The organism is Pantoea sp. CTOTU49201 (assembly GCF_032054795.1).
Lineage (GTDB): Bacteria > Pseudomonadota > Gammaproteobacteria > Enterobacterales > Enterobacteriaceae > Pantoea > Pantoea symbiotica.
This window is the reverse complement of the sequence record NZ_DAMBSA010000078.1, coordinates 1-14,172: the sequence shown is the minus strand read 5'-3', so window position 1 is coordinate 14,172 and position 14,172 is coordinate 1. Positions and strand designations below refer to the sequence as shown.

The following is a 14,172-nucleotide window of genomic DNA, read 5'->3' as shown; positions in this document are numbered from 1 at the left end:
GATTGGTCGCGGCAAGAAAGCGGCGCTGTATGCCACGCCGTTGATGCTGTGTGTGGCGGTGGTTGAACTCTCTGACGTGATGTTCGCCTTTGACTCCGTGCCGGCGATTATCGCGGTAAGCCGTGAACCGCTGATCGTGTATAGCGCCATGATGTTCGCCATCCTCGGCTTGCGTACGCTGTACTTCGTACTTGAAGCATTGAAACAGTATCTGGTTCACCTCGAGAAAGCCGTTATCGTGCTGCTGTTCTTCATCGCGGTGAAACTGGGTCTGAATGCTACCGATCATATCTGGCATCACGGCTACAGCATCTCTGCTAGCGCCAGCCTGTTTGTGGTACTCGGCGTGTTGGCTGTTGGTATCGTACTCAGCGTGATGTTCCCTGGTAAACCCGAGGAAAAAGAAGAGAGCTGATCTTCTGCCAGTAATGTGTCTGAAAAATCATTAACCAAGAGGTAATTACAATGAGCGTTTCTCTTTCTAAAGGCGGTAACGTTTCGCTGAGCAAAGCGGCACCAACCATGAAAAACGTCCTCGTTGGCCTTGGCTGGGATGCACGTTCCACCGATGGTCAGGACTTTGACCTTGATGCGTCAGCGTTCTTGCTGTCCGCCAGCGGCAAAGTCCGTGGCGATGCTGACTTCATTTTCTATAACAACCTGGTCTCTTCCGACGGTTCTGTTTCGCACACCGGTGACAACCGTACCGGTGCAGGCGATGGCGATGATGAGTCGCTGAAAATCAAACTGGATCTGATTCCAGCCGACGTCGACAAGATCGTGTTTGTGGTTACCATCCATGATGCGCAGACCCGTCGTCAGAGCTTTGGTCAGGTTTCCGGCGCGTTTATCCGCCTGGTGAACGATGACGATCGCAGTGAAGTGGCGCGTTACGATTTGACCGAAGATGCCTCCACCGAAACCGCGATGCTGTTTGGTGAGCTGTACCGTAACGGTACCGAGTGGAAATTCCGCGCGGTAGGCCAGGGTTATGCTGGCGGCCTCGCCTCGGTGTGTGCTCAGTACGGTATCAACGCATCTTAATTAACACGGGCAGCCACGCGCTGCCCGCATCATCCAATTAAAAGCAGGAGCTTTAAAATGGCAGTTTCTCTGGTAAAAGGCGGTAACGTTTCCCTGACTAAAGAAGCACCAACCATGAATGTTGCCATGGCGGGTCTGGGTTGGGATGCACGTGTAACAGATGGTCAGGACTTTGACCTCGATGCGTCAGTGTTTATGGTCGGTGACGACGGTAAAGTGCTGAGCGATGCCAGCTTCATCTTCTTCAACAACAAGCAGAGCGCTTGTGGTTCCGTTGAGCATCAGGGCGATAACCGCACCGGCGCCGGCGATGGCGATGACGAGCAGGTTAAAATCACCTTGTCTAAAGTACCGGCTGACGTGAAGAAGCTGGTCTTCGCGGTCACCATTTATGATGCAGAAGCGCGTAAGCAGAACTTCGGCATGGTGAGCAACAGCTTCATGCGTATCTTCAACAATGACAACGGCGCTGAAATCGCCCGTTTCGACCTGTCTGAAGATGCATCTACCGAAACCGCGATGGTGTTCGGTGAGCTGTATCGCAACGGTACTGAGTGGAAATTCAAAGCGGTTGGTCAGGGATTTGCAGGCGGCTTGTCAGCGCTGGCTTCGCAGCACGGCGTGAGCGTCTGATTTAAAGCATTGCTAACAAAGCCCCGGCTGGTCCGGGGCTTTTTGCTATTTAAATCGGTCGCCATGAATAGCGCCCCTACGGATCCAGACGCAGCATGCGCAGTTTTTCCATTGGCACGCGGCGTTTTTTCCACGTTGGATGGAAATGACGCCAGTGTGGATCCTGCGCGGCGGCCAGTAACTCAAAATCACCGCGCGTATCGCCCCAGGCGCGCAGGTGATAGTTATGCAGCGGGCCGTAGACGCTTTCCAGTCGCTTAACCTTTTGCCCGCAGCGGCAGTTATGACCGGTAATCTTTCCGGTAAGAATGCCGTCCACCACTTCTAATTGGGTGCCGATCAGGTTGATGCCCAGACGCTCGGCGAACGGTTCTAATACCATCGCAGGCGAGGCGGAACAGATGGTGACTTCCGCGCTGGAGTTCACTTCAGCGGCAACCGCTAACAGTCCGGCTGGACGCATCAGCTTATTCCAATTGGCCGCGCAGAACAGTTGCGCCTGCTGGCGAATCCATTTCTCCTCAACGCCGGTTAAAAAGGTGTGAATCAACACTTCTTTTAACTCATCACGCGTTAGCTTTTTACGCATGCAGCGCAGCGTTGGCAGCGCCAGGCGGGCAATTTTGCGTGCGAAGGCACGTTTGCCAAAGCTGAAGCGCAGAAAGGGGATAAAGCTGTCGTGAATGGTCAGCGTGCCGTCGAAATCGAATACTGACAGAACCTGATTTTCACGCGCTAAGGAGGATTCCATGGACATGTTGTTCTCTTTTGTCGCAAGCCGTAATCAATGCAACGATGATAGCAAATGGCGGGACGATATTCTCATGCGGGAATGCGGCTACCGATAAACGGTAGCCGTTTGAAACGCTTATTCGCGGATTTTGCCCTCTTCCTCGCGGGTTTTACCCTCCTCGATAAACTCTTCGTCGATCTCTTCGGAGTTCTCACGGTTATCGCGACCGGAGAGCAGATTCCAGCAGGCAATAAACAGTGCAGCGATCAGCGGACCAATCACAAAGCCGTTGATGCCGTACACTTCCATGCCGCCCAGCGTGGAGATCAGGATCAGATAGTCCGGCATTTTGGTGTCTTTACCGACCAGCAGCGGACGCAGGATGTTATCCACCAGACCAACCACCACCACGAAGAAGCCAATCAGGAACAGGGCTTTCCAGATGGCGCTGGTGGCGAAGAAGAAGATGGTTGCCGGTACCCAAACAATCGCGGACCCGACTGCCGGAATCAGCGACAGGAACGCCATCAAGGTGCCCCACAGCAAACTGCCGTCAATGCCGGTGATCCAGAAGGCGATGCCGCCCAGCACACCTTGCACTACCGCAACCACCACCGTGCCTTTGACCGTGGCACGTGAAACAGCTGCGAACTTCATCATCAGATGATGTTTCACGTAGGTTGAAAGCGGCAGCGCTTCCAGAATCAAATTCACCAGCCAGGCGCCATCTTTCAACAGGAAGAACAGCAGATACAGCATCACGCCAAAGCCAACGGTAAAGGTGAAGGTCCCTTTGCCGATCAGGAACACGCTGCCCGCCATGTACTGGCCGCCTTTCAGCGCAAAACCAGAGAGCTTCTGCTGAATCTCCTGCGCGTTGTTCAGGTTGTTATCGGCGAGATAATTACGCGCCCACGATGGCAGATGTTGCAGCAGATCGGCAAACACCGACGGGAACTGCGCGGAGTTGTTCTGCAGCTTGGTGTACACCGTGTTGACTTCAACCACCATCGAAGAGGTGATCAGCGCCAGCGGCGTGAACACAATCAGGCAGATAATCAGCAACGTGGCAAACGCAGCAAGACCGTTACGATCGCCCATTTTACGGCGCAACAGCGACTTCAGTGGATGGAAGATCACCGCCAAAATCGCGGCCCAGAAAATGGCAGAAAAATACGGTGTCAGCACATCAAAAAAGGCGTAGGTGACAATCGCCAAAATAACGATAAAGAAGCCTAAATTAAGTCCTTTAATACGCATTACAGTGTCTCGTTAGTAGATAAGGCGATTGAACTATAGAACGCCTTTCGGGGAATGTAATGTTTTTAGGTCAGATGGTTCGCTTAAGCGCCTGACGAGAGCAGACAAACGATGTCCCGATTTGTCCGCCTGATGTCTGTTCACTGGCTGGTGCTGCGGCATTATTACGGTGATGATGGCGGCTGAAACTCACCGGAGGAAATCATGCTGGAACTACGTCCTAACTGCGAATGCTGCGATAAAGATCTGCCGCCGGAGTCGCTTGATGCACGCATCTGTTCGTTTGAATGCACCTTCTGTGTTGACTGCGCGGAAGGCGCGTTGGCGCAGCGCTGCCCTAATTGCAGCGGTGAACTGGTGCGTCGACCGATTCGTCCTGCTGCAGCGTTAGCGCGTCATCCCGCATCGACCACGCGACATTTATCGGCGTCAGCGACCCGCTGAATCAACTCAGTGAGCTGTGATTCGGCAAACACTTTAATGCCGTGCTGACGCAGCAATTCAGCTGCGACGCCGTGACCGGACCGCTGCTGGCCGCTAAAGCTGCCGTCATAGATGCGCTGGCTGCCGCAGGTTGGGCTGCCATCGGTGAGCAGGGCAAAGCGACAGCGCGCGTCTTGCGCCGCACGCAGCGCTAGCCATGCCGCCAGCACGTAATGTTGTGTGACATCGCGGCCATCCGATTCAAGGATGCGCGCCACGCCGGTTAATACCTGTTCTGCGCTGCCGCCGTGAATTTCTGCGGGTAAACGTGGCGTATTTAAGCCCGCAGCCAGTTCAGGGCAATGGATGACCAGACGTTGTTCGCTGCGCCAGCGCGCTAAGGTGTCGGAGATAAGTTTCTTGTCGCTGCCGTTATAGCGCACCGCGTATCCCATCAGGCAAGCACTGACTAATATTCTTTCCATGTAAACGTTTTCCTTAAATAACGACGCTGTCGAAATCACAGTATTAACGTGTTGCGCAACAGAGAATATATTAAGCGCGATATTAATCACTGGTGTGAATTAATGGGGCAGGTAAAGGATTGTATCGTAATAATGGCGGGTGAATGATGAATTACACTGAACTCTGATCGCATAATGTAGCATCATAAGCGGGGTATTGGTAAAAAGTCATTGATTTTATATCTTATTTTTACTAATGCATGTTGCATTAATGTTTCTATTTGGCGACCGTATTTATGTCGCGCTGAATCTGGTCAGAGCACAGACCTTATTTGCCCTGAAACAACGTTTCGCAAAATATTATTTCTTCTTGTCGGTTAATTTTTAAGTATTTTTCTGAAAAGTAGCCCTTTTCAAAAGAACTTTTCAATTTTAAATGGTATTGTTTACCGGCAATGCTAGTGATGTGGCGTTGTGTGCTTCAGTTTTACCCTCACTTTTGCAGGGTTTACCCCTTTATGCAATTTATGGAAATTGAATTATCCTCCCGATCCTTGCGATCGGGTTTTTCTTTATATTCCCCGCTTTCTCCCCAATAAACGCGCATACGTCCGTTCGATCCAGTTAATGTCAGAAAATACGCAATCGTTAAGAAAGTGATAAGTTGACGTAATTTCCTGTAAGTATCCGGTTTTTAAGAGTTTTGGAAATGCTTTTCTGTCTCCATTTAATCAATAGTAATGCTCAACGGCACAGCAACCGCCGTTATCCTTGGAGGCAACACCATGAAAAAAACAACACTGAGTCTTATTGCGTCATTTATTGCATGCAGCACCCTGTTTTCTAGCGTCTCTTGGGCAGACGGCCCAGGTGACCAGCGCTGGCAGTCGCACGGCGGCGACCAGCATCAGGACCATGGACGCGGCCCGGATCATGGCGGCGACCGCGGACCGGATCGCGGTGATAATCACGACCGTGGCCACGATCACGATCGCGGACCTGGTCCGGATCGTCACGACCATTATGCTGACCATCGGATGCCGGAAGGGCATCGTGGCGGCGATCGCTTCGCCTGGGGCGGCCATGACTTCCGTCGCGGCTATCCGGCACCGCCGGAGTTTCGTGGTCCGCACTATCGCGTAGATGACTGGCGCGACCGTGGTCTGTATGAGCCACCGCGCGGTGAACATTGGGCTTACATCGATGGTAATTACGTGCTGGTGGCCGCAGCAACCGGCATCATCACCGCGATTCTGCTCAACGGCGCCTTCAAATAATCTTCCCCAGCGGATGGCTTCGGCCATCCGTGTTTCTCTCCGCTTTATCCGCTCACCAGGTTATTCTCTCTACGACCCGTTTTTCCTTTCGATACGTTAAGGAGTGATGATGACCGTGGTAAAAATGGTGGCGGTGGATAAAGACGGCACCTTTCTCGACGACAATAAACAGTACAACCGCGCGCGTTTTAACGCCTGCTATCAGGAAATGAAGCAGCGCGGCATCAAATTTGTGGTAGCCAGCGGCAACCAGTATTACCAACTCAAATCCTTCTTCCCTGAGATAGCCAGCGAAATTGCCTTCGTGGCGGAGAACGGCGCGTGGATTATCGATCGTGATGAAGAGTTATTCTGCGGCGAGTTCTCCCGTCAGGATATTGATGCGGTGCTGGATACGCTGCACAACGGTAATTATCCCGAACTGCGCTACATCCTGTGCGGACGCGACAGCGCCTACTACTTCGAAGGCCTCGATGAAAAGTGGCTGGTGAAAATGCGTCACTACTGCCATCGCCTGAAGGCGATTCGCAGCCTCGATGACGTGGCGGGCGATAAGCTGTTCAAGTTCGCGCTGAATCTGTCGGATGATTACGTGGAACCGCTGATGGCGGACATTGAGCGTTTGCATCAGGGAGCGGCGGCGGCCACGTCCAGCGGTCACGGATCGGTGGATCTGATTGTGCCAGGCAACCACAAAGGTCACGGCCTCGATCTGCTGGGCAAACGCTGGGGCATCGAACGCAGTGAAATTCTGGTGTTTGGCGATGGCGGTAACGATCTCGAAATGCTGCAGCAGTCTGGCTTCAGTTTTGCCATGGCGAATGCACCGCAGAAGGTCAAAGAGGCGGCGCGCTTTGAAGCACCGAGTAATAACGACGAGGGCGTTTTACAGGTGATTGAGCAGATGCTGGCCGGCAAACCGCCGTTTGTCATCTGATCGTCATTTATAGCTGAATTTATTCTTTGCCTTGCCGATATTCGATTGTGACGGAACGCACAATTCGCCGCTGAGCGGCACTTCTTATCTCAATCGTTAATGCAGTCGGTTAGAAAGGATAAATTATGTTGCCAACCCGTTTGGCTACCCGCATGACGCTGGGTGGCCTGCTATTACTGTGCGTCACAACCGCCGTGGTGTTCTCCGTTCTGTTGTTGCGCGGCCAACCGCGCGTCATCGAAGCCAGCCATACGTTGATTGAGCAGGCCGGTAGCAATCTGGTCAGCCAATTAAATCAGCAGCTGGTGCGCATTGAAGGCGAAGCCGTCAGCATGGCGCGCCTTGCCGAAGTGTTGCCGCACGATGCCACGCTGTGGCAGCAAAGTTTCCCGCAAATCATCAATAGCAGCGGCAATAAAACCATTGCCGGTGGTGGCGTGTGGCCGGAACCCGATGCTTTTAGCGCCGGTGTGCAGCGTCGCAGCTTCTTCTGGGCGCGGCAGAGTGATGGCGCGCTGGCCTATTCCGATGACTACAACCTGCCTGCGGGCAACGGTTATCAACAGGAAAGCTGGTACAGCGCGGTGCGCAATGGACCACGCGATCGTTGCGGCTGGTCGGAGGTTTATCAGGATCCGGTATCCGGCGTGAAAATGGTGACCTGCAGCGTGCCGTACGCGGCGGGCGATCGTTTTGCCGGTGTCGCGACGCTGGATGTGCAACTGGATAATCTTGCGGGCTTTATGCAGCAGAAAGGGCAGGTGACTGGCGGTTATGCCTTTGCGCTCGATAGCGCGGGCAATCTGCTCTATTACCCAGGCCAGGATCTAAAATCGCTCACCACCTTAAGCAGCCTGGCGGAAAAATCCAGCTGGCTGGCGGCGCTGGCCGCACGTATCGCTCAGTTAAAAGGCGATGGCAAGGTGTTGCAGCTGTCGGATTTCAATGACGACTACTTGCACACCAGCGCGCAGGTCACGCTGTTCCGCATGCCCGGTACCGGTTGGGTGATTGGCCTGGTGACACCTGAAAGTGCGGTTAGTGGCCTGGCACGTACCATGATGCGTGACATCTTTACCTTCCTGATCCCAGCGATGATCGTGCTGCTGCTGTTAGCCTGGGCGTTTACCCAACGCATTGGTCAGCGCCTGAAAGCCACGCATGCGGCGCTGGATGAGATTGCCAATGGCGATGGCGATTTAACCCGCCGCCTGACCAAAAGTGGACGCGATGAGCTGGCGGATATCGCCGGTGCGTTCAACAGCTTTGTCGATAAGATCGCCGGCGTGATTACTCGCGTGCAGGGCAGCGGCGAAACGGTGGCGGCCAATGCGTCAGGATTGGCGCACAGTAACACCGCGCTGACAGAGAAAATTGCCGAACAGGCCGCAGCGCTTGAGCAGAGCGCGGCGGCGATGGAGCAGCTCAACGCGACCGTGCAGCAAAACGCCGAAAATACCCGACTGGCTGATGCCGCCGCCGAACAGACCGCGCAGATTGCCCGCAGCAGCAGCGACGTGATGGGCGAAGTGGTAAGCACCATGGGCGCTATCCAATCCTCATCGCGCCGCGTGGCGGAAATTCTGACGGTGATCGATAGCATCGCGTTTCAAACCAACATCCTTGCGCTGAATGCGGCGGTGGAAGCGGCGCGCGCCGGTGAGCAGGGACGCGGTTTTGCCGTGGTGGCATCGGAAGTGCGCGCTTTAGCTCAGCGCAGCGCCACGGCGGCGCAGGAGATTAAAGCGCTGATTGCCGATTCCGACAGCAACGTATTGGCTGGCAGTAAGCTGGTGGAAGGTGCGGGTCAGCAGCTTTCGCAACTGGTTACTGACGTGCATAAAGTGAAGCAGGTGGTAAGCGAGATGCGCGTGGCAGGTGATGAGCAGAGCAAAGGTATCGCGGAGGTGACGCTGGCGGTATCGCAGATGGAGCGCGGTATTCAGCAAAACCTAATGCTGGTGACGCAAACCGCCGAAAATACTCAGGCGCTGCGTGATGAAGCAGCGCAGCTGGCGCAAGAGATCGCGATGTTTAAAGTGGCTGAGCGTTAATTTCCATATGTATGCAGGTGCGCATGAATGTGCACCCTACGAAAAATGCGCCAATTCATTGTAGGGTCGCCATTTATGGTGACCGAAAAACGCTTAACTGACGAGCATGAGGGCAGCGTTGGCTGCCCGTTATCATTTAGACGATGCGCCAGGCGGCGGCGATCATCTCGGTTAACGTGGGTGCATCGTAGCTGACCCAACCGTTTTTGCTGTTGGCGCGCGACACAATCCAGTCGACGTCTGTGGCTGACAGCGTTGGGCCATCTAACCAGAACGGCACGATCGCCTGCTGCTGGATCCAGGCTTTCAACGCCAATGCTGGCGGCGCGGGATCGTCCGGCAGCAGCTGTTGGCCGAGCTGCGCCATCAAACGTTGCTGCTCAACATGCTCGGTTTCCGCCAGCACGTCGAGGAACGGGAACAATAAGCGGCCGCACACTTCGCCGTGATGGAACGGCTTGATTGCTCCCAACTCTCCGGCAATGCCGTGGATCACGCCCAATCCGGCGCTGCTCAGACACGCGCCTCCCAACCACGACGCCATCATCATCGCTTCTCGCGCGGCATCGCCACGCTCGTCGTCACGATTTAAATCTGGCCACGCTTGGAAGAACAGTCGCAACCCATTGAGCGCGGTTTGCTGAGTAAACAAATTACCTTTGCGCGACAGATAGGCTTCGAATAAATGGGTGAAGGCATCGATGGCGCAGGTTGCCAGCACGCTGTCGGGCGCACCTTTTAGCAGATCCGGATCGAGAATCGCTACCTGCGGCACAAAGACCGGATGGCGCAGCGAGGCTTTGACCTGAATATGCTGCTGATCGGTCACCACCGCGTTCTGCGTGGCTTCGCTGCCGGTGCCCGCCGTGGTAGGAATGGCGATCAGCGGCAGAGTCACCGCTTGCACCGGCGTATCACCGACTTTTTCCAGATAGCGTGCGGTATTCAGCGGATGCTGCATCATCGCGCTGAAGGCTTTGGCCGCATCCAGCACGCTGCCGCCGCCAATCGCTACCACGCGATCAACATGACCGCGCCAGCGCCGCACCCAACCATCAATTTCATCCGGCGAGGCTTCATGGCTGACGATTTCGTAACCGATGATCTGATCGTTGAGCGCGGAACCCAGGCGCGCCCAGGCTGGACCGTTAAGGAATGAGCGGCCGCAAAACAACAGCGTCGGCTGGGTATTGGCCGCCAGCAGCGGAATCAGCTGGTCAATGCTGCCGCGACCAAACAGGGTTTGTTGATTACTGTACAACTCGATCAGATTCTCACTCACCTGCATGTCCTTCTTGTTTGGCGTAAAGACCTTAGTGTAACCAAAAGCCGTGACACTCCCGCTGCAAACATTCTGATAACGCGCCGGCAAAAAGTTGATCACCTTCGCAAAACAGAAATTCCGCCGCTGCGCCAGGTGCTTTGTACGCAATGTTACCCTTAACATGATACCCGTAACATTGCTCAGCAGGATGTTTTCCTGCGGCGCACGCTGTTGATTCTCATGTCCTCTGGGATAACCAAAATAAACCGCTGCCGGTGATTCACCGCGCGCAAAAGTGGAGAAAAATTATGCCATTACTCTATGTGGCGATTGGCGTAGCGTTACTGCTGCTGCTGATGATTCGTTTCAAACTGAACGGATTTATCGCGCTGATTCTGGTGGCGCTGGCCGTAGGCATGATGCAGGGCATGCCGGTCAACAAAGTTATCGTATCGATTAAAACCGGTGTCGGCGGCACCTTGGGCAGCCTTGCGCTGATCATGGGCTTCGGCGCGATGCTGGGTAAACTGCTGGCGGATTGCGGCGGGGCGCAGCGCATCGCCACCACGTTAATCGCTAAGTTCGGCGAGAAGCACATTCAGTGGGCGCTGGTGCTGACCGGCTTTACCGTCGGCTTTGCGCTGTTCTACGAAGTGGGCTTTGTGCTGATGCTGCCGCTGGTGTTCAGCATCGCTGCTTCCGCACGTGTGCCATTGTTGTACGTCGGTGTGCCGATGGCGGCCGCACTTTCCGTTACGCACGGTTTCCTGCCACCGCATCCGGGCCCAACCGCGATCGCCACGCTGTTCAACGCCGATATGGGTAAAACGCTGCTGTACGGAACACTGCTGGGAATTCCAACCGTTATTCTTGCCGGTCCAGTTTATGCGCGCTTCCTGAAAGGCATTGATAAGCCGATCCCGGAAGGCTTGTGGAACCCGAAAACCTTTACTGAAGCTGAGATGCCTGGCTTTGGCGTCAGCGTTTGGACGGCGTTGGTGCCGGTGGTGCTGATGGCTCTGCGCGCGGTGGCGGAGATGTTGCTGCCGAAAGGTCATGTGTTGTTGCCGTATGCCGAGTTCTTTGGCGACCCAATCATGGCAACCTTGATTGCGGTGCTGATTGCCATCTTCACTTTCGGTCTGAACCGTGGCCGCAGCATGGATGAAGTGATGGGCACCATCACCGATTCGATCAAGATCATCGCCATGATGCTGTTAGTGATTGGCGGTGGCGGGGCGTTCAAACAGGTGCTGGTGGATAGCGGCGTCGATAAATATATCGCCAGCATGATGCATGAAACCAACCTGTCGCCAATCTTCATGGCGTGGTCGATTGCCGCCGTGCTGCGTATTGCGCTGGGCTCCGCGACCGTGGCGGCGATTACGGCAGGCGGGATTGTCGCACCGTTGATTGTCACCAGCGGCGCCAGCCCGGAACTGATGGTGATTGCGGTCGGATCCGGCAGCGTGATTTTCTCTCACGTCAACGATCCGGGCTTCTGGCTGTTTAAGGAGTATTTCAACCTGACCATCGGCGAAACCTTCCGTTCCTGGTCGGCGCTGGAAACCATCATTTCAGTTTGCGGTTTGGTGGGGTGTTTACTGCTTGCCAGCGTCATCTAAGCATCAAGGCTGAGGCATCGCGCCTCAGCCGCGTGCGGTTTACTGCGTTAAGGCGCGGAAGGCCGCGAGTTCCTCTTGCGGCATACCTGCCTGTAACGCCGCGTCACAGATTTGCTCCCAGCTATTGCTATCGAGTGGAATGCCATCCCGTTCACGTGCCACGCGGTTCTGCTCTTCCCACTCGCCGGGCACCTGAATCGGTGCATCTCCACTTTGCGGCGACTGTTTCACCCAATCGAGGAATGATTCTGCTTCTTCCTGCATCGCGGGCGCATCAAACGCATCCGGATTAACGATGATGGTGGTCATGCAGTTGAAAATGGCATCGTGGCTGGTAACCAGCGTGCCATCATGCGTGGTGCGGCCGCCCGACAGCGCGCCGCCGAGGATTTCGCACATGGTTGCCAGCGCATAGCCTTTGTGCAGACCAAACGGCATCAGCGAACCATACGGCGCCTGATGCATCACGCCCGGTTCGGTGGTCGGCTGGCCTTGATGATCAATCAGATAACCTGGCGCGACCTGCTGCTCTTTGTTCCACGCCACCCGCGTTTTACCAAAGGCGATGCCGCTGGTGGCGAAATCGAGCAGCAGCGGTTTGGCATTGCGACGCGGGAAAATGGCGCAGAAAGGATTGGTGCCGAAACGACGATCGCTACCGTTGAAAGGCGCCACCATGGGATCGCCCATCACGTTGACGAAGTGAAACGAGACAAAACCGGCGGCTGCACACTGTTCCGCCCAATGGCCGATGCGACCAATGTGGTGCGAATGGTGTAAACCAACCGCTGCAATGCCGAGTTTGGCGGCGCGCTCAATGCCAAGCTGCATCGCCTCAAACGCCGCGACCTGGCCAAAGCCATTGTGACCATGCAGCGTCAACACCGCACCGGCGTCTTTTGCCACGCTGGCATGTTGGTTCAGCTGCAGAAAACCCTGCGCCAGCGATTTCATGTAGCTCGGAATCATGCCAACGCCGTGTGAATCGTGACCCGCCAGATTTGCAGCCACCAAATGATCAGCGACCAGGCGCGCTTCTTCGGCGCTGCTGCCAGCATGTGACCAAATGGCTTGAACAAACTGATGAAGGTGGAAAGGGGGAATAAGATGCAGCGTACTCACGCGGTTAATCTCCTTATCATGAACGATATTGCATCCTGCGACGAAACCAGTAATAACCGCAAGTCAGCGATAAAAAAGTAAAGGGCCACAATGTGTGGCCCAAAAACTTAGTGCGGCTGTTCAAAGCCCGCTTTGACCATTTGATCACGTAACGCGCGGGTAATTTCTCGGTTCCCGCCGGTGACCGGATAAATGACATTGTTGATGACATCGTCAAGATAATGCTCTTCAAACTCCTGCATGGTGAGTTGCGTGCCACCTTCATCATTTATCGCAATACTGCCGCTGATGTGGTTGCCGTAATCCTTTGCCTTAAGGCTGTAACGCCCCATGCTGGTATTAATCGTGCTCATAAGAATCTCCTTGTTACGTAGGCATTGATAACAATTGAGGCCTCTTCAGGCGAAGTAAGTTTAGCCTGTAGATAGGCGCTGAGTGCGGCAACAAGGGGAAGGAAAAGCGAATGCTGCGACCCATCTCGCAGAAAATAATCTGCGCCAGACGAAACGAGAACATAGGGCTGTGACCACGCTCGCAGCGCCCAGCGAAAGCAGAATGATCATCTATACTGGTTAACAGACACGTTATTTTTCATACTTGAAGGAGCGAACAATGAAAATAATTCTGTGGGTCATCGCCATCATCTTCATCGTTGGATTACTGACAATTACAGGCGTCTTTAAACTGATTTTCTGACAACGACAGGCACCTGCGGGTGCCTGAATTTTTATTCAGCATAGGATTTTTCGCTGTCTTTACAGGACGAGACAGGCAGAATGAGATCGTGCAGATTTAGCGGTTTCTGACATCGTGCGCAGCAGGCGCCATGATGATTTGTCGAATCGACCTTTTCGCAGTCGGATAACGTGTAAAAAAATTTAGCGCAACCGCAGCGGCTACAACGAATAGTCATGTCAGTTTTTTCCCCATCTCCGTCCTGGAGTATCGAGATTTATCTTATTCGTCTGATGAGTTCAATTGATAAATTTTATTAACTTATTCCGTATGTGAATTGTTTGCGCTAAGTCTCTGAAAGCTATCTTGTTGCATGTCGTTATCATTACAACAGGTTTGCACTTTATGTACATTCCGCGGTAATGCCTATCCGTTTATCTGACGTTTCAATTACGCGTCCTGCTTGAGGTAAAATTCGTCAATATCCAAGAATTTGCCTGGAGAGATTAAGCGCATTTTTTACTATTATCCTGGCAATTACGTTAGGCACTCGTCGTACAGGAAGCTGAAAAATCTGCCTTCGGATAATGAATTTTTCAGCATGACATAACAGGAAATTACGTTGTGAATCGGCACTTTTCTGCAGCTTTGCTAGGCTGCA

At 54.0% G+C, this 14,172-nt stretch carries 15 protein-coding genes; 8 read left to right on the top strand and 7 right to left on the bottom strand.

Going from position 1 to position 14,172, the window contains the following annotated elements; translation table 11 throughout:
• The 3 genes from RTY00_RS08080 to RTY00_RS08070 all read left to right on the top strand — a co-directional run.
• The coding region (locus tag RTY00_RS08080; RefSeq protein WP_409519124.1) for a TerC family protein at window positions 1-415 on the top strand (415 nt) is incomplete at its 5' end.
• A gap of 50 nt (window positions 416-465) precedes the next feature.
• The gene (locus RTY00_RS08075) at window positions 466-1,044 is read left to right on the top strand and encodes a TerD family protein (RefSeq protein WP_061717414.1); all 579 of its coding nucleotides are present in this window, start codon (window positions 466-468) and stop codon (window positions 1,042-1,044) included.
• Window positions 1,045-1,101: 57 nt separating this feature from the next.
• The gene (locus RTY00_RS08070; protein ID WP_312664067.1) at window positions 1,102-1,677 is read left to right on the top strand and encodes a TerD family protein; all 576 of its coding nucleotides are present in this window, start codon (window positions 1,102-1,104) and stop codon (window positions 1,675-1,677) included.
• 76 nt (window positions 1,678-1,753) lie between these two features.
• Here the strand turns inward: RTY00_RS08070 and RTY00_RS08065 are convergent, their stop codons facing one another.
• Both RTY00_RS08065 and RTY00_RS08060 read right to left on the bottom strand, forming a co-directional pair.
• Window positions 1,754-2,434, bottom strand: a complete 681-nt coding sequence (locus tag RTY00_RS08065) for an HAD family hydrolase (RefSeq protein WP_061717412.1) — start codon at window positions 2,432-2,434, stop codon at window positions 1,754-1,756.
• A 111-nt stretch (window positions 2,435-2,545) separates the two neighbouring features.
• Complete coding sequence (locus tag RTY00_RS08060) at window positions 2,546-3,670, bottom strand: AI-2E family transporter (protein WP_312664066.1); 1,125 nt, start codon at window positions 3,668-3,670, stop codon at window positions 2,546-2,548.
• Between the two features lie 204 nt (window positions 3,671-3,874).
• On the opposite strand from RTY00_RS08060, the gene RTY00_RS08055 reads away from it, so the two are divergent.
• Window positions 3,875-4,114: a DUF1272 domain-containing protein gene (locus RTY00_RS08055; RefSeq protein WP_312664065.1), complete on the top strand. Its 240-nt coding sequence runs from the start codon at window positions 3,875-3,877 to the stop codon at window positions 4,112-4,114.
• Here RTY00_RS08055 and RTY00_RS08050 read toward each other — a convergent pair.
• Window positions 4,066-4,578, bottom strand: coding sequence for a DUF523 domain-containing protein (locus RTY00_RS08050; RefSeq protein ID WP_312664064.1), 513 nt, complete (start codon window positions 4,576-4,578; stop codon window positions 4,066-4,068). The two genes, RTY00_RS08055 and RTY00_RS08050, sit on opposite strands and share 49 nt — an antisense overlap.
• A gap of 764 nt (window positions 4,579-5,342) precedes the next feature.
• Here RTY00_RS08050 and RTY00_RS08045 point away from each other — a divergent pair.
• The 3 genes from RTY00_RS08045 to RTY00_RS08035 all read left to right on the top strand — a co-directional run bounded on the left by RTY00_RS08045 (window position 5,343) and on the right by RTY00_RS08035 (window position 8,825).
• Window positions 5,343-5,834, top strand: a complete 492-nt coding sequence (locus RTY00_RS08045) for an RcnB family protein (RefSeq protein ID WP_312664063.1) — start codon at window positions 5,343-5,345, stop codon at window positions 5,832-5,834.
• Between the two features lie 109 nt (window positions 5,835-5,943).
• Window positions 5,944-6,771, top strand: a complete 828-nt coding sequence (locus RTY00_RS08040) for a Cof-type HAD-IIB family hydrolase (RefSeq protein WP_312664062.1) — start codon at window positions 5,944-5,946, stop codon at window positions 6,769-6,771.
• 125 nt (window positions 6,772-6,896) lie between these two features.
• On the top strand, window positions 6,897-8,825 hold the full coding sequence (locus tag RTY00_RS08035; RefSeq protein ID WP_312664061.1) for a methyl-accepting chemotaxis protein: 1,929 nt from the start codon (window positions 6,897-6,899) through the stop codon (window positions 8,823-8,825).
• A gap of 136 nt (window positions 8,826-8,961) precedes the next feature.
• Here the strand turns inward: RTY00_RS08035 and RTY00_RS08030 are convergent, their stop codons facing one another.
• Window positions 8,962-10,272, bottom strand: coding sequence for an iron-containing alcohol dehydrogenase (locus RTY00_RS08030; protein ID WP_312664060.1), 1,311 nt, complete (start codon window positions 10,270-10,272; stop codon window positions 8,962-8,964).
• Between the two features lie 125 nt (window positions 10,273-10,397).
• Here RTY00_RS08030 and gntT point away from each other — a divergent pair, with 125 nt between their 5' ends.
• Entirely contained in the window at window positions 10,398-11,714 is a 1,317-nt protein-coding gene (gene gntT / locus RTY00_RS08025) for a gluconate transporter (protein ID WP_061717408.1), read from the top strand.
• Between the two features lie 39 nt (window positions 11,715-11,753).
• On the opposite strand, the gene RTY00_RS08020 is transcribed toward gntT, so the two are convergent.
• The 3 genes from RTY00_RS08020 to RTY00_RS08010 all read right to left on the bottom strand — a co-directional run.
• Window positions 11,754-12,836, bottom strand: coding sequence for a malate/lactate/ureidoglycolate dehydrogenase (locus RTY00_RS08020; protein ID WP_312664059.1), 1,083 nt, complete (start codon window positions 12,834-12,836; stop codon window positions 11,754-11,756).
• A gap of 107 nt (window positions 12,837-12,943) precedes the next feature.
• Window positions 12,944-13,189, bottom strand: a complete 246-nt coding sequence (locus RTY00_RS08015) for a hypothetical protein (RefSeq protein WP_061717406.1) — start codon at window positions 13,187-13,189, stop codon at window positions 12,944-12,946.
• An 800-nt stretch (window positions 13,190-13,989) separates the two neighbouring features.
• Window positions 13,990-14,172, bottom strand: a 183-nt coding sequence (locus tag RTY00_RS08010) for a hypothetical protein (protein ID WP_312664058.1), incomplete at its 5' end; no start/stop codon positions are given.

What these genes read in the sequence shown, in the direction of transcription:
- RTY00_RS08015 (WP_061717406.1), bottom strand. Translation starts at nt 13,189, where the DNA reads ATGAGCACGATTAATACCAGCATGGGGCGTTACAGCCTTAAGGCAAAG.
- RTY00_RS08045 (WP_312664063.1), top strand. Translation starts at nt 5,343, where the DNA reads ATGAAAAAAACAACACTGAGTCTTATTGCGTCATTTATTGCATGCAGC.
- RTY00_RS08065 (WP_061717412.1), bottom strand. Translation starts at nt 2,434, where the DNA reads ATGTCCATGGAATCCTCCTTAGCGCGTGAAAATCAGGTTCTGTCAGTA.
- RTY00_RS08040 (WP_312664062.1), top strand. Translation starts at nt 5,944, where the DNA reads ATGACCGTGGTAAAAATGGTGGCGGTGGATAAAGACGGCACCTTTCTC.
- RTY00_RS08035 (WP_312664061.1), top strand. Translation starts at nt 6,897, where the DNA reads ATGTTGCCAACCCGTTTGGCTACCCGCATGACGCTGGGTGGCCTGCTA.
- RTY00_RS08030 (WP_312664060.1), bottom strand. Translation starts at nt 10,272, where the DNA reads ATGTTAAGGGTAACATTGCGTACAAAGCACCTGGCGCAGCGGCGGAAT.
- RTY00_RS08050 (WP_312664064.1), bottom strand. Translation starts at nt 4,578, where the DNA reads ATGGAAAGAATATTAGTCAGTGCTTGCCTGATGGGATACGCGGTGCGC.
- gntT (WP_061717408.1), top strand. Translation starts at nt 10,398, where the DNA reads ATGCCATTACTCTATGTGGCGATTGGCGTAGCGTTACTGCTGCTGCTG.
- RTY00_RS08070 (WP_312664067.1), top strand. Translation starts at nt 1,102, where the DNA reads ATGGCAGTTTCTCTGGTAAAAGGCGGTAACGTTTCCCTGACTAAAGAA.
- RTY00_RS08055 (WP_312664065.1), top strand. Translation starts at nt 3,875, where the DNA reads ATGCTGGAACTACGTCCTAACTGCGAATGCTGCGATAAAGATCTGCCG.
- RTY00_RS08075 (WP_061717414.1), top strand. Translation starts at nt 466, where the DNA reads ATGAGCGTTTCTCTTTCTAAAGGCGGTAACGTTTCGCTGAGCAAAGCG.
- RTY00_RS08060 (WP_312664066.1), bottom strand. Translation starts at nt 3,670, where the DNA reads ATGCGTATTAAAGGACTTAATTTAGGCTTCTTTATCGTTATTTTGGCG.